This is a genomic window from Pontivivens nitratireducens (assembly GCF_011290545.1).
Classification (GTDB): Bacteria; Pseudomonadota; Alphaproteobacteria; order Rhodobacterales; family Rhodobacteraceae; genus Pontivivens; species Pontivivens nitratireducens.
In genome coordinates this window covers 767054-781821 of sequence record NZ_CP049811.1, presented here as the reverse complement: position 1 = coordinate 781821, position 14768 = coordinate 767054, and the positions used below count along the sequence as shown (strand labels likewise).

Here is a 14768-nt window from a genome sequence, read left to right as displayed (position 1 = left end):
ACGACAATGAACACCGGACTGATCTCCGCGGCCTATGTCGTCGCGGCAATTCTCTTCATCCTGTCGCTGGCGGGGCTGAGCAATCAGGAAAGCTCCAAGAAGGGCGTGATCTACGGCATGGTGGGGATGGCGCTGGCCGTTGTCGCCACCTTCTTTGCCGAGGCGACGGGCCATTACTGGGTGCTGATCCCTGCCTTGCTGATCGGCGGGGCCATCGGCTCCTATATCGCCATCAAGGTCGAGATGACCGGGATGCCGCAACTGGTTGCCGCGATGCACTCGCTCGTCGGACTGGCGGCGGTCTTCATCGGCGTGAACACCATCATCGACCCGCCGCTGAAGGTGGGTATCGAGTTCGGCATCATGGAGGTAGAGGTGTTCCTCGGCGTCTTCATCGGCGCCGTGACCTTCACCGGGTCCGTGGTGGCCTATGGCAAGCTGGCGGGTCAGATCGACGGCAAGGCGCTGATCCTGCCGTTCCGGCATGGCCTCAACATCGGCCTGGTCGTGCTGTCGATCCTGATCGGCTATTCCTTCGCCGCGTCCAACGGCGTGAACGACGCAGGCCTGATGCAGGACGCATCGACCTGGCAGTTGTGGCTGGTGGCCATTCTGGCGGGCGTGCTGGGCTGGCATCTGGTGATGGCCATCGGCGGCGCGGACATGCCGGTCGTGGTCTCGATGCTCAACAGCTATTCTGGCTGGGCGGCGGCGGCCATCGGCTTCACGCTGGGCAATGACCTGCTGATCGTCACGGGCGCGCTGGTCGGATCGTCGGGTGCGATCCTCAGCTATATCATGTGCAAGGCGATGAACCGGAACTTCCTGTCCGTGATCCTCGGCGGTTTCGGCGGTGCCTCCGGCCCCGCGATGGAGATCGACGGAGAGATGATCGGAACCGACGCGGATCATGTGGCCGCGGCGCTGGACGAGGCGGACAGCATCGTCATTGTGCCGGGCTATGGCCTCGCCGTCGCACAGGCACAGCAGGCGGTCAGTGAATTGACACGCAAGCTGCGCGCGCAGGGCAAGGAGGTCCGCTTCGCCATCCACCCCGTCGCCGGTCGCCTGCCCGGCCACATGAACGTGTTGCTGGCGGAGGCGAAGGTGCCCTACGACATCGTGCTGGAAATGGATGAGATCAACGACGACTTCCCCAATACGGACGTTGTCATGATCATCGGCGCGAACGACATCGTGAACCCCGCCGCGCAGGAGGATCCCAACTCCCCCATCGCCGGTATGCCGGTTCTGGAGGTGTGGAAGGCCAAGCAGGTCTTCATCTCCAAGCGCGGTCAGGGCACCGGCTATTCCGGCATCGAGAACCCGCTGTTCTTCAAGGAGAACAGCAGGATGTTCTACGGCGACGCGAAGGCCTCGCTCGACGCGCTGCTGGGTCGGATCAGCTGATCGCGACGCTTATTATGCTAAAGGCCCGGCGGGAAACTGCCGGGCCTTTTCATGTCGGACGTGTGGGTTTGCGGTTTGCACGGACGTCCGACGTTCAGGTCGTGCTCGTGGGCGCCGCGCGCGAATTAGCAGGACTTTCGCCGTGTTGATCGCCTTGGAGTTCTGGCCCCGGCCAAGCTCACTCGGCGGGTTCCAGAAGCCTCTCTTGCTGGCTTGTCGCGTGGACAGGAATATTGTCGATGAGCCGCACTCCGTCCAGCCATGCGGCCACGAAGATCCGGCCAGGCCGGTCGGCGGTGGTCAGCACCGTAAGGTCGGGATCGCCTCTAAGCTCCAGGTAGTCGATCTCCCCCAGACCCGCCTTTGTCAGACGCGACCGGGCACCTTGCAGCGCGGTCTCGATGGGGGAGCCTTCGCTGATCTCGATCGCGGCCTGCGACAGGGTTTCGCGGATGATCGGTGCGACGACACGCGCGCCCGCGCTTAGCCGAAGGTTGCGCGAGGACATGGCCAAACCGTCGTCCTCTCGAACCGTTGGACACCCCACGATTGTGGTCTTCAGATCAAGGTCTTGCGCAAGACGGCGTACCACCTGCAATTGCTGATAGTCCTTTTCACCGAAGAACGCCTGATCGGCATCCGTCTGCAACAGCAGTTTTGCCACCACCGTGGCCACCCCGTCGAAATGCCCCGGCCGCGTCGCACCGCAGAGCGCTTCGCTGACACCGGTCACCGACACCGTGGTGGCGAAGCCTTCGGGATACATCTGCGCGCCATCGGGAACGTAGAGGATGTCAGCACCATAAGGGGCTAGTTTTTCCGCGTCGCTGTGTTCGGTTCGGGGATATTTCGCCAGATCCTCAGGGCTGTTGAACTGCTTCGGATTTACGAACAGTGTGACGATCACTCTGTCGGTCGCGGCGCAAGCGGCCTCGACCAAGCTGAGGTGCCCGGCATGTAACGCGCCCATGGTCGGCACGACGCCGATGGTCTTTCCCTCGCGCCGCCAGCCTTCGGTCAGGGCGCGAAGCTCGGCCTTGGTGCGGATGATGTTCACGAACCGCTCCTTTCATCGACAAAGACATGTTCGGCGGCGGGGAAGCTGCGTGCGCGGACTTCCTCGGCATAGGTCCGGATCGCGCCGGCGGCATCGGCGGCGAGGTGGGCGTAGCGCTTGACGAATTTCGGCTTGAAGGCGTCGAAGAGGCCCAGCATATCGTCGATCACGAGGATCTGACCGTCGCATCCGGCCGAGGCCCCGATGCCGACCGTGGGAATCGCGATCTCCGCCGTGATCTCATCCGCCAATACGGCAGGCACCTTTTCCAGAACGACCGAGAAGGCCCCAGCCTCTGCCACCGCACGCGCGTCATCGCGGATCCGGTCGGCATCGCTGCCCTTGCCCTGTACCTTGTAACCGCCAAGCGCGTTTACCGCCTGCGGAGTCAGGCCGATATGAGCCATCACCGGAATGCCACGATCGACGATGAAGCGGATCGTTTCAGCCATGTGCCGCCCGCCCTCGAGCTTTACCGCGCCGGCCCCGGTTTCGGCCATCAGCCGGGCCGCGTTGCGAAAAGCCTGCGCCGGGCTTTCTTCGTAGCTGGCAAAGGGCATGTCCACGACCATCAGGGCACGATCCAGCCCGCGCGCCACCGCGCGGCCATGCATGATCATCATTTCCATCGTGACGTTCAACGTCGAGGACATGCCGTGCAAGACCATGCCGACGCTGTCGCCCACCAGAACCAGATCGCATTCCCGATCGGCAAGCTGGGCCACCGGGGTGGTATAGGCGGTCAGACAGACCAGCGGGCTGCCCCCCTTGCGGGCACGGATATCCGATGCGGTGAGGGATTTTTGTGGGGCGGATTGGCTCATTCTGGTCCTCCGACGAAGCAGGGAACAAATATCGTCCCTTGCGATACTGCGCAAGTGCAGCGCAACTTAGTTATAGCCGACGGCGACGATGCGTAATATTGTTTAGATCAGAAATCTAGGCCGAGATCGAATCTTCAGGCCGAATGCGGCGGCCTTTCACATGTAGCCCGACATGTTGAAAACCAGGGTTTAAATATCCATACCAGCGGTCGGAACCCGATGCCGCCGCAGTCGCCTCACCCACGACGTGCAGGCGAAAATGCGATCTGCAATTTCGCCTGCACTTTTTCAGGTCACGCCAGAAGCACGTCGCCGTAGGTCTCCCGCAACTTGTTCTTCAGAACCTTGCCCGTTGCGTTTCGCGGCAGTTGATCCACGAAAACAACGGCATCGGGGATCTGCCACTTGGCGACCTTGTCTGTGAAGAAGGCGATCAGATCCTCCTCGGAGACGTTCGTTTCAGCCGCCCTGACGGACACGAGGATCGGGCGTTCGTCCCACTTCTCATGCCGCGCGGCGATGGCGGCGGCATCCGCGATACCTGGATGACCAACGGCGATGCCCTCAAGTTCGACGGTGGAGATCCATTCGCCCCCCGACTTGATGATGTCCTTGGACCGATCCCGGATCGTCATGAACCCATCGGCATCGATCGAGGCCACATCGCCGGTCTCAAACCATCCGTCCGGCTCCAACGTCGTACCGGGTTCCGCGCCGAAATAATTCTCCACGACCCAGTGTCCACGTATGCGCAGATTGCCCTGGGCTGACCCGTCCTCGGGCAGGGAGGCGCCTTCGTCGTCCACGATCTTGAGTTCCACACCATAGGGCGGGCGCCCCTGGCTTTCGCGAATTCTCGCCTGCTCTTCCTCGGTCATGCCTGCATGACGCTCAAGCAAGGCGTTTGCAGTCCCCAGAGGCGAGGTTTCGGTCATACCCCAGGCGTGTACGACCTCCGCGCCATATTTGTCGCGGAACTCCGCGATCATCGAAGGCGGGCATGCCGACCCGCCGACCACGGTTCTTTTCAGCGTCTCGGCGCTGGACCCGAGCTTCTCCAGCGAGGCAAGCAGCCCTTGCCAGATCGTCGGAACACCCAGTGCCACCGTCACGCCCTCGTCGTCGATCAGCCGGGCGAGGCTGTCCCCATCCAGACCTGGCCCCGGCAGCACCAGCTTCGCCCCGACCATCGCCGCCGCATAGGGAATGCCCCAGGCGTTGACGTGGAACATCGGAACGACCGGCATCATCACTTCGCGCGCTGAAATGTTCAGCGTGTCGGGCAGCGCCGCGCCCATGGAATGCAGGACAGTGGACCGATGGGAATAGAGCACGCCCTTGGGGTTTCCCGTGGTTCCCGAAGTATAGCACAGGCTGGATGCGTCGGTTTCGTCCACATCCACCCAATCGGCATTTTCATCCCCAGTGGCCAGGAAATCCTCGTAAAATACGAGGCCGGGGATCTTGCTTGCCGCCTCCTCATCATGCTCCGACATAAGGACGAACGTGTCGACAGTCGTCAGCTGCTCCCGGATCCCTGCGATGATTGGCAGGAACGTCTTGTCGAAGAAGATGACCCGGTCTTCCGCGTGGTTGATGATATAGACAAGCTGTTCGGGGAAGAGGCGCGGATTGATCGTGTGGCACACCATGCCGCTGCACGAAATGCCAAAGTAGCACTCCAGATGCCGCGCATTGTTCCACGCGACCGTCGCCACGCGATCCCCCTTGAACAGCCCCAGTTTCGTCAATGCGGAGCCGAGTTTGCGCGCGCGATCGGAAATGCCTTTCCATGTCGTTCGTGTCTTCGTGCCATCCGTTTCCACTGACACGATCTGGGTGTCTGCATGGTAGCGGGCACCATGGTCGATCAGGGAATGGATTGTCAGTGGCATCGCCATCATTTGTCCGCGCATTTGGCTTCCTCATTGGATTCGGTGTCTTGGGTCTGATCGTTCTGGAAAGCCTGAAAGCTGCTGGTCGCGGCTTGCAGTTTCGTGCAGCAAACGCCATCGCATCCGTGGCAGGGCTCTGTCTTTTTTCGCTTTTCACTGTGCTCAGGCAACGGACCGGCTCCGCTCCAGAACGCGCACCTGCCCCAGAATGATCTCCGCCGCGTTCTCGGCAATGACCATGGTGGGGGCGTTGGTGTTTCCGGCGACGAGGCTTGGCATGATGGACGCATCCACCACCCGCAGGCCCGACACACCGCGGACTTTCAGTTCGGGATCGACAACCGACTCCTTGTCCGCGCCCATCCGGCAGGTGCCGACCGGGTGATAGATCGTCTCGGCGCCTTCGCGGATGAATGCCGCGATTTCAGCGTCGGTTTGCACCGACTTTCCGGGTTGGACCTCGTATTTGCTATGCGCAGACATTGCCGGAGCTTCGAGTATCCTGCGCGCCGCCTTGAATGCGGCGATCATGGTTTCCATGTCTTCCGGGTCGCTCAGATAATTCGGCTGAATCAGCGGATCGTCCATCGGATCCGGGCTTTTCAGACCGATATAACCCCGGCTTTTGGGCAGGACATCGCAGATGTGCAGGGTATAGCCATAGCCGAAAGCGATCTTGCGGCCGTGATCCTTCAGATAGGTCGGCAGGAAGTGAAACTGCACGTTCGGCCTGTCGCGATCGGGCGACGATTTGATGAAGCCCCCGCTTTCCGCCACATTCGACGTCATGAAGCCCTTGCGCCTGAAGATGTAGGAGAACAATCCGCCAATGCCACGCGCCAAAAAGCTGGGCGCCACACCGATCGGGCGGCGGGAGCTTGCGGCATGCATGATCGTGACATCCAGATGGTCGGCCAGGTTCTTGCCAACCTCGGGAAGCTCGTGAACCACCGAAAGACCGTGCCGCTTGATTTCTGCGGGATCCCCGATACCGGACAGCAGCAGTAGCTGTGGGGAGTTTATGGCCCCGCCGGACAGGATCACCTCCCCGCCATCATTCAGTCGCAGTTGGCGATAGTCGCCCCCGATCCGCAAGGTGACACCGGTTGCTGTCTTGTCCTCCATGACGACCCGCGTGACGCGGGCATCGGTGAAGACTTCGAGGTTGGCCCGGGATTCAGCGCCCCGCAGAAATGCCTGCGCCGAGCTCCAGCGCCGTCCGTCCTTTTGCGTGACCTGGTACATGCCCAGGCCCTCCTGAGCGCCGCTGTTGAAATCGCCGTTATGCGGGATTTGCAGTTCGCGTCCGGCCTGCACGAAATCGCGGCTCAGCGGGTTTGCGGTTTGCAGTTCACTGACGGAAAGCTCACCGCCCTTGCCGTGGGTGTCGGTTGCCCCGAAGCGGTGGTTGTCCTCGATCCGCTTGAACAACTCGGTCATGCGGTCCCAACCCCACAGATCCGTGCCTGCCTCCGACGCCCAATAGTCGTAATCGTCCTTGTGCCCCCGAATATAGACCATGGCGTTGATGGAGGATGAGCCGCCCAACGTCTTGCCACGGGGCCAGAACAGCTGGCGGCCATTCAGGTGCTCCTGCGGTTCAGTGTCGAATGCCCAGTTCAGTTTCTTGCTGTTGGCCAGCAAGGCGATCCCCAGCGGCATGTGTATCAGCGGGTTTTTATCCTTTGGGCCCGCTTCGATAAGCGCGACGCGTTTTGACGGGTCTGCCGACAGGCGGTTGGCCAGCACGCAACCGGCGGATCCGGCACCGACGATGATATAATCGTACATTTTTTCTCTCCCTGTGGGTTCGGAGCGGCGCTTAGCCGAGCACCCGGACCACGATATTGATAAGGCGGCGTACAAACCCCGTGTAAGGCGGGAAAAGCATGTGCGTGATGGAATGCTTTTCCTCCAGCACGGCCTTCTCATGGGAAAAGGCCTTGAAGCCGTATTCGCCATGCGCAGCCCCGATGCCGGAGTTGTTGACGCCGCCAAATGGTAGATTCGGATGCAGGAAATGCACCACGGTCAGGTTGATGCCCACCGCACCGGACGAGGTGCGCGTAATGATCTGTTCCGCGAAACCCTTGCTCTTGTCGAAGATATAAAGGGCCAGCGGCTTGGGGTTTGCGTTGATCTTGTCGATGACCTTGTCCAGATCGACATATTCGATGATCGGCAGGATCGGTCCGAACAGCTCTTCGCGGGTGATTTCCATGTCGTCCGAGATTTCGGAAATCAGGGTCGGGGCGATGAAATTCTGGCTGGCATCGGTCTGACCGCCCTGAAGGATGCTTGCGCCTTTGGTGCGGGCATCTTCGATCAGGTTGCGAAGCCGGTCAAAGTGCCGCTCATTCACGATCCGGCAATAGTCGGGCGTCGTTTTCTGCGCCTCGGGCGTCTTTCCATAGACCCGGCCAATCTCTGACCGGATTGCCGCCTTGAAATCCGCCGACACATCGCGGTGCACATACACATGGTCCGGTGCGATGCAGGTCTGCCCATTATTTGCGAACTTGCCCCAGACGATGTTTCGGGCGGCCTTCTTGATATTGGCATTCGGGCCGACGATAGTGGGCGACTTGCCGCCAAGCTCCAGTGTGACCGATGTCAGGTTCTTCGCCGCGGCCTGCATGACGACCTTGCCGATTGCCGGGCTGCCGGTGAAGAAAATGTGGTCGAAAGGCAGGGAAAGAAGCTCCTGCGAGACGGCGGCGTCGCCTTCGATGACCTTGACCAGATCCGGCGTAAAGGCTTCCTCCACGATGTCGATCACGACCCGCGACGCATTCGGCGTCATCTCGGACGGCTTGATGATGGCGCTGTTGCCCGCCGCGATGGCAGAGACGAGCGGCCCGAGCGAAAGGTTCACCGGATAATTCCACGGCGCGATGATCAGGCAGACACCCTTGGCCTCGGGGCGAACCCGTCCCTTGGTGCCCAGCACGCCCAGTGTCGCGTGCGCGCGCTTGCCGCGCATCCACGATTTCAGGTGGTGCTTGGTGTGCCGGATTTCCTGAAGGACGGGAAAGATCTCGGTCAACTTCACTTCTTCGGCGGGTTTGCGAAAATCAGCGGCGCAGGCGGCGATAATCTTGCCCTCGTTCCGCTTGACGGCTTCGGCCAGGCGATCCAGCTGCGCGATGCGCGCCTTGCGGTCAAAACTGGCCCGGCGGGCAAGCTGAGCCCGCGTCTGGGCGTCAAATGCGGCCCGGATGTCTGCCGCGCTGGTTGTGCTACCAGGAAATGATGCAATCTGATTCATGCCAACTCTCCTATTTCTCTTCGTAGAGGACATAATCCTCTTTCGTGGCGCCACAGTCGGGGCAGCACCAATCATCGGGGATCTGGCTGAACAGCGTTCCCGGTGGAAAACCTTCGTGTTCGTCGCCAACGGCCTCATCATAGATATGACCGCAGGTGATGCAGAGCCATTTGCGATAGGCCGTTCCCGCCGACTGCTCCACCGGCGCAGGCTGCGGCGCGGCAGAGAGGGCAGCCACGGGGGCGGGGGCCTGGGTGGGCTCCGGAGCCGAGGCGGGTGCAGGCGCTGGTGCGGCAGGGGCCGCAGCCATGGCGGCTGGCGCAGGGGCGGGTGCGGGTTCCGGGGTCGGCGCGGAAGCAACGACCTGAACGGGCGCAGCCGCCACCGACGCTGCGCCGCCGATCAGGACAAAATCCTGCTTGTCGCGCACAGCGCAATCGGGGCACGCAAAATCGTCGGGCACTTGTGACCAGGGTGTTCCCGGCGGGAAACCTTCATGCGGATGCCCCAGACTCTCATCATAGGTGTATCCGCAGTCGGGGCATTGATATGTCGCCATCGTTCATTCCTCCCTTACCCATGCACACCAAGGGGCGAGCATGCGCGTCTTGTTCTTTTTTTCTGTAGGTTCTTCCTGCGGCCCTGCCCTCGGGTAAGGGCAGGGTGCTATCGGCAGGTTGGGGCTGGCCCGGTCCGGGCCAACGCCTGTGTGCAACGCGGTGCCTGAATTTTATTCGGCAGGCACAGCGGAGGCTTGCGCAGGGGCAACGGATCCGAACTTGCGCTCATAATAGTCGTGCATGCCCGGTTCGATCTGGATCTTGCTCAGATCACCTTTGGCCCATTCCAGGACGCGGTGATCCATGATCGAGCGGAACCAAGACGGTATCAGGGCCGCGAAGAACATTCCCGGATAGCCCGAGGGCAGTGCCGGCAGGTCCTTGAAGTCACGCAACGATTGATAGGACCGCGTGGGATGCGCGTGGTGATCCGAGTGCCGCTGCAGGTGGAACAGGATCAGGTTCGACATGATGTGGTTCGAGTTCCACGAATGATACGGCTTTTGATGCTCGTACTTGCCGTTGGGCATCTTTTCACGCAGCAGGCCATAGTGCTCGATGTAGTTGGCCGAAGTGAGCTGCCACCATCCGTACGCCATTTGAATGGGCAGGAAGACCAGCATGATCGGTCCGAAGAACGCCAGCAGCCCGGCATAGAGGATCACAGTAAGGACCAGTGGCTGAAGGATCTCGTTGTCGAGAGTCCAGGCGCTTTTGCCGGTTCTTTTCAGGCGAACATCCTCAAGCTCCCACGCGCGTTTGAAAGCACCGGGAATTTCGCGGGTCGAGAAGGAATAGATACTCTCCCCCATTCTCGATGTTGCGGGATCGTTCGGGGTCGCCACATCGCGGTGGTGGCCCTTGTTGTGCTCGATGAAGAAATGGCCGTACCCGACGACGGCCAGAACCAGCTTGGCCATCCAGCGGTCGAAGGTTTCCTTTTTGTGGCCCAGTTCATGCCCGGTGTTCAGGGCCAAGCCGTTGACAATACCCAAGGACAGAGCCAGCACGATGAACTCCAGCGCATTGACCTGTTGGGTCGCAACCCACCAGCAGGACCCGATCAAGGCCGCGTAGTGCATGGGCACTGTAAGATAGGTGAGCACACGGTAGTAGCGATCCTTCTCAAGATCGGGCACGGCGGATTCGGGGGGGTTGGAAAAGTCCTCACCGAACATCGCGTCCAGCAGCGGCACCGCCAGATACCACAGAATAAGAACCGTACCGTACCAGATGCTCCACCCGGTTACCGATACCAGATAAAGTCCGATCAGCGGCGTTGCCGGCCACAATACGGACAAAGGCCAGAAGTACCTCTTCTTATCGACATATTTTTCACCGGTTCCGGTCTCAGCCGTCCCCGCTTCATTCAGATTCGTCATCAGCCTGTTCCTCCCTTGAAGGCGATCATTGCGTCTGGCGGCGGAAGTTCGTGCGTTCCGCATCGTTCTTTCCCGCAGTCAGACATTGCACAAATCAATCGCCGCGCCCCCGATTCCCCGCAACTACACGTTCGTGTAGTTTCGGGATTTGTGTGGTAAAGCTATGAGTTAGGACGCGGACGATACATCACTTCGGGGAGGGAATGATGATCACGACCTCCGATGAAGATTCCAAGGATATATCCGGCTTTCTGCAACGGATGAGCATTCGCCAGCGAAGGTTGATCCGTGGCTGCCTGAAGCGTGACAGGCTGGACTTTGCCGGGCATCCCGGCGCGAAATGCCTTCTGTTCAGGGCACCCCGCGGATTTGGCAAATCGGTTCAGGTGGCCTTGTGCGCCCAGACGGCGATCGACCGTGGCGAGGATTGCATCTATCTGGATCTGTCCTCCTTCTGGCAGGACGGTGCGTCCGAGACCGAGCTTATCGCCAGCGCGATCGTCGGGGTTCTGGCCCCTCGGGAGCTTGCCGGCAAGCCGCGCGGGCGCAGTATGAAGACCGTCGCGCTGCACCTTCTTCTGGATCACGAAAAGCCCGTCACGATCTGTCTGGATGGCGTCACGGATTCCCCCACGATCCAGAGGTTCCTGAAAACGCTCACCCTGGAAACACCGGAAACCGCGCGACTGGTGGTGAGCCAGCGCTTTCCCGGTAAGTTGCTTTCCCTGTCGGTTCTGCCGGACGTGGTGATGATCGGCCCGGCCGAGTTGAATTTTACCCTCGACGAGGCATGCTCAATTCTGCCGCTGGAGGCTGACCGCGCCGAAGAGATATTCGACATGACAGAGGGCTGGCCGCTTCTTTGCGCATTGGCCGGCAAATCGAATACGTCGAGCGAGGCGATCATCCACCTGCCCGAGATTCAGTCCTATTTCGAAACCGACGTGCTGGCACAGATCACGCAGCCGCTTCGCGATTGCCTGGTCAACGCCGCCTGGCTGGAGAAAATCACCGCCGAAGCCAGCGACTATGTATTCAAGGTCGAGGATTCAGCTCACAAACTGGCTGAACTTGCATCCCGCCACGGGCTGTTGACCAGCAGCGTGGACCAGCCGAACCGCTACGAAATGAACCGCGCCCTGCAAGGGTATCTGCGCAATCGCTTCGTTGAGAAAACCGGGGCGCGCCGCTCGTATTTTCTCAAACGCATCGCGTTCTGGCACTGGCGAAGGAGAGAGTACCGCGTAGTGGTCGCGGTCGGTCTGCGGGCCCATGATCACAGTTGGGCTCAAAGGCTTACCGACCAGGCTCTGCTCGACCTTGCCCTCCGGCAGGGGGAGATAGAGGCGTTGACGACTTGGTTCACCGGCATCTCCCGCAACAAGCTGCTTCAGTCGCCCTCGGTGGCGATCGGCTATGCCTGGGTGCTGTATTTCAGTCAACGCGCGCACGAAGCGCAGGATCTGCTCGACAGACTGGCGGCCTTCCGGGTTTCCGCCCCCACAGGGCAGGAGGACCCGAATGGATGGGCTGAACTGGTCCGTGCCATTGGTCTGGCAACCCATGATGAGATGAAGGAAAGCGACGAACGTTGCGCGGTCTGGATTGAGACCTATGGATTGACCAACCCTGTCGGGCGGGCCGCGGCAGAGACGTGCCGCGCATTCATCGCCGCTTCCGACAGGCGTTTCGCACTTCTTTCAGATCACATCGCCTCTGCCACGGTGGTGAGCGGTGCCGTCAGTCAGCGCTACGCGTTCGGTTGGCTCGCTGCCGCGCAGGTTCTGGCCTTGCAGCTGACCGGCGACATCCATGGCGCGCGCAACGAAATTCGGCGCGCACAGGAAAACGAGGACGTGGCCTATGAACGAACGCCGTTCGTCAAGGGGATGATCGCCTCGCTGGAGCTTCCGATTCTGGCCGAAGACGGGTCGATCACACCCACCGAAAACACCGTGCAGGAGGCTTTGAACTTTGCGCTCCATTTCGGCGTGACAGATGTCGTCTGGAGCACCGTGCGAAGCGCGGCCGAAATCTATATTCGGCAGGGCGACAAATCACGGGCCTTCCTGCTGTTGGAGCGGTGCCGCCTGCTGGCGAAAGAGCGCGGGCTGAAGCGGCTGGACATGCTGGTTCGGCTGGGCACCGAAGTCTTTGCCATGGGAACCCGGACCAGAACCCCTCTGACCGAGGAGTCCCTACCGGCGGACGAAGACCTGCAATTTCTGGCAAACCAGAACCGCGCCATTCAGGCGGAAATCGCGTTGCTGCAAGCCTCCAGATTCTTGCGTGATCGCAAGTTGGGCCTGGCCGAAAGGCACGCGCGCAAGGCGATTTCGGATTTCACTGCCGTAAGGGACCAGATCGGGGAAATTCGGGCGCAATATACCCTGGCGGCCACGCTTCACCTGATGGGTGAGGAGAAGCAGGCGCTGAAACGAATTGCCGAAGCCAATCACATGACGCAACAACTGGGCTGCTTCAGAGCGCTGATAAACAGGCGCCATTTCCTGCGGGTCATTTCCCCGGAGACGAGACCTTTGCTCAATAAAACGGCAGCCGAAATTCCCGTGATCGCGAAACCGGTGAACGACGAACCGGGCAATCAGCGCCGAAACATGGATAGCTCCGCCCCGATCAGCCAGAAACAGGTCGGTGTCCTGCAAAACGCGGCGCTCGGTCTGAGCAACAAGGAAATTGCAGCGCGCCTGCACGTCACCGAAGACACGGTGAAGTGGCACTTCAGGAAAATCATGCAGGGCCTCAAGGCAGGCAACCGCACCGAAGCTGTCCTGATCGCACGGTCGCTCGGCCTTATTTAACAAACCACCGGGAGGAACAAAAATGGACACAACGGTCATCATCGGCAACGGAGTCGCCGGCACGAATGCCGCCGCAGCCTTGCGCAAAAACGGATACGAAGGCGCGATAAAGCTGATTGGTGAGGAGGTCGCGCTGCCCTATCAACGCCCGCCGCTGTCCAAAATCTGGCTGCGTGAGCCGGCCAGGCCCAACCCGACCCCGATACGCCCCCTGCGATTTTTCGAGGACAATCGCATCGAGCTGATGCGGGCGCGAAAGGTCGTCGGCATCGACAGGACCGCGCGGGAGATCCGCTTCTCCGATGGGAAAACGACGAAATTCGATACCCTGATCCTTGCAACAGGGGCGTCGCCGCGCCGTCTCGACATGCATGCGGATCTGAAGGGCGTTCACTATCTCAGAGGTCTCGGCGATTCAGCGCAGCTGCGGGGCGCCCTGACCCGCGCCGACTGTCGCAATATCGCAATCATTGGTGCGGGTGTCATCGGCCTCGAAGTGGCCTCCGCCGCGATCGAGATGGGGAAAACCGTTACGGTTATAGAATCTGCCGCACGCGCCATGGCCCGCGTCGCCTCCCCCGCAACAACCAATTTCGTCACTCAAAAGCTGACGGATGCCGGCGTCCAATTCCTGTTCAACAGGAAAATCGAAGGGTTCGGTGCCGACAATCACCACGTTTCCTCAGTCAATCTTAGCGATGGGGCTGAGGTGAAGGCCGATCTGGTGTTTGTAGGCATCGGCGCCGCCCCCAATGTCGAGCTGGCCCAAGCCGCGGGGCTGGACTGTGACAATGGCATTTGCGTCGATGAGGATATGCGAACATCCGACCCCGGCATATTCGCAATCGGCGATTGTGCCCGCAGTGACAGCAAGTTCGCGCCTGGAAAACTGCGCATGGAAACCGTTCACAATGCAACCACGCAGGCGCAGATTGCGGCGGCAGCCATCTGCAACAAGGACCGTCCCGCCCCTGTGCCACACCGGTTCTGGTCCGATCTCAAGGGAATGAAGGTTCAGGCCATTGGAATAGCAGCCGGTTACGATCTGGTGCGAAGCAATGCGTCGCAGGATCCCCTCTCGCTGGAGGTGCACCTGAAAAGCGGCGACCGCCTTGTCGCGGCCGAGGTCGTGAACCTTCCCACGCGTCAGGCGGCCCTGGCGAAAGCAATCTCGCCCATGGTTTCGACAAGTGCCGAGTGAGGACAAGCCACAATTGGGACGCTGAGACTACCAAAGGGATACAGCCTCCTTACAGAATTGGTCCTCTACCTCTGTGTGGGCATTCAACTGGCGGCACCGGAATTTCCAGTGCCGCCTTTCAGGAAAAACCAACTGACGGATAGAACAGCTAAAGCATAGACTTCGGCATCATCACCGAAAGGCATATGCGCTCTCTTTGCCTCCGATATTGCTACACAATAGGTTCCCAAACCCACAGGCAGCTTGGTTGTGCCGTTCAGAGGGACTGTTGCATTGAACATGCGAGCTTTCTTCCAGTCTTTGGCTTTTGAGGCCGCCCATGCCGCGTCAATCACCATTCAAACGTTAC

General features: G+C 60.4%; 11 protein-coding genes. 3 read left to right on the top strand and 8 right to left on the bottom strand.

Annotation, left to right across the window (positions count from 1 at the left end; genetic code table 11):
* Nucleotides 1-6: 6 nt before the first annotated feature.
* Nucleotides 7-1410: an NAD(P)(+) transhydrogenase (Re/Si-specific) subunit beta gene (locus tag G8E03_RS03730; protein ID WP_166188808.1), complete on the top strand. Its 1404-nt coding sequence runs from the start codon at nucleotides 7-9 to the stop codon at nucleotides 1408-1410.
* Between the two features lie 178 nt (nucleotides 1411-1588).
* Here the strand turns inward: G8E03_RS03730 and panC are convergent, their stop codons facing one another.
* The 7 genes from panC to G8E03_RS03695 all read right to left on the bottom strand — a co-directional run bounded on the left by panC (nucleotide 1589) and on the right by G8E03_RS03695 (nucleotide 10396).
* Nucleotides 1589-2467, bottom strand: a complete 879-nt coding sequence (panC, locus tag G8E03_RS03725; protein WP_166188806.1) for a pantoate--beta-alanine ligase — start codon at nucleotides 2465-2467, stop codon at nucleotides 1589-1591.
* Complete coding sequence (gene panB / locus G8E03_RS03720) at nucleotides 2464-3291, bottom strand: 3-methyl-2-oxobutanoate hydroxymethyltransferase (RefSeq protein WP_166188804.1); 828 nt, start codon at nucleotides 3289-3291, stop codon at nucleotides 2464-2466. Before panB ends, panC begins: the two co-directional genes overlap by 4 nt.
* A 293-nt stretch (nucleotides 3292-3584) precedes the next feature.
* Nucleotides 3585-5207 (bottom strand): long-chain fatty acid--CoA ligase, encoded by a 1623-nt coding sequence (locus G8E03_RS03715; RefSeq protein ID WP_166188802.1) that lies wholly within the window; start codon nucleotides 5205-5207, stop codon nucleotides 3585-3587.
* Between the two features lie 141 nt (nucleotides 5208-5348).
* Nucleotides 5349-6977: a GMC family oxidoreductase gene (locus G8E03_RS03710; protein ID WP_166188800.1), complete on the bottom strand. Its 1629-nt coding sequence runs from the start codon at nucleotides 6975-6977 to the stop codon at nucleotides 5349-5351.
* Between the two features lie 31 nt (nucleotides 6978-7008).
* A complete protein-coding gene (locus G8E03_RS03705; protein WP_166188797.1) occupies nucleotides 7009-8454 on the bottom strand; it encodes an aldehyde dehydrogenase family protein in 1446 nt (481 codons plus the stop codon).
* Nucleotides 8455-8464: 10 nt separating this feature from the next.
* Entirely contained in the window at nucleotides 8465-9013 is a 549-nt protein-coding gene (locus tag G8E03_RS17645) for a rubredoxin (RefSeq protein ID WP_166188795.1), read from the bottom strand.
* Between the two features lie 171 nt (nucleotides 9014-9184).
* On the bottom strand, nucleotides 9185-10396 hold the full coding sequence (locus G8E03_RS03695; protein WP_166188792.1) for an alkane 1-monooxygenase: 1212 nt from the start codon (nucleotides 10394-10396) through the stop codon (nucleotides 9185-9187).
* Between the two features lie 206 nt (nucleotides 10397-10602).
* Between G8E03_RS03695 and G8E03_RS03690 the strand changes: the two genes are divergently transcribed.
* On the top strand, nucleotides 10603-13218 hold the full coding sequence (locus G8E03_RS03690; protein ID WP_166188790.1) for a helix-turn-helix transcriptional regulator: 2616 nt from the start codon (nucleotides 10603-10605) through the stop codon (nucleotides 13216-13218).
* Between the two features lie 22 nt (nucleotides 13219-13240).
* Nucleotides 13241-14419 (top strand): NAD(P)/FAD-dependent oxidoreductase, encoded by a 1179-nt coding sequence (locus tag G8E03_RS03685; RefSeq protein WP_166188788.1) that lies wholly within the window; start codon nucleotides 13241-13243, stop codon nucleotides 14417-14419.
* Between the two features lie 83 nt (nucleotides 14420-14502).
* On the opposite strand, the gene G8E03_RS03680 is transcribed toward G8E03_RS03685, so the two are convergent.
* Nucleotides 14503-14757 carry a hypothetical protein gene (locus tag G8E03_RS03680; RefSeq protein ID WP_166188786.1) on the bottom strand — a complete coding sequence of 85 codons (255 nt, stop codon included), beginning with the start codon at nucleotides 14755-14757 and terminating at the stop codon, nucleotides 14503-14505.
* Between the last annotated feature and the right edge of the window lie 11 nt (nucleotides 14758-14768).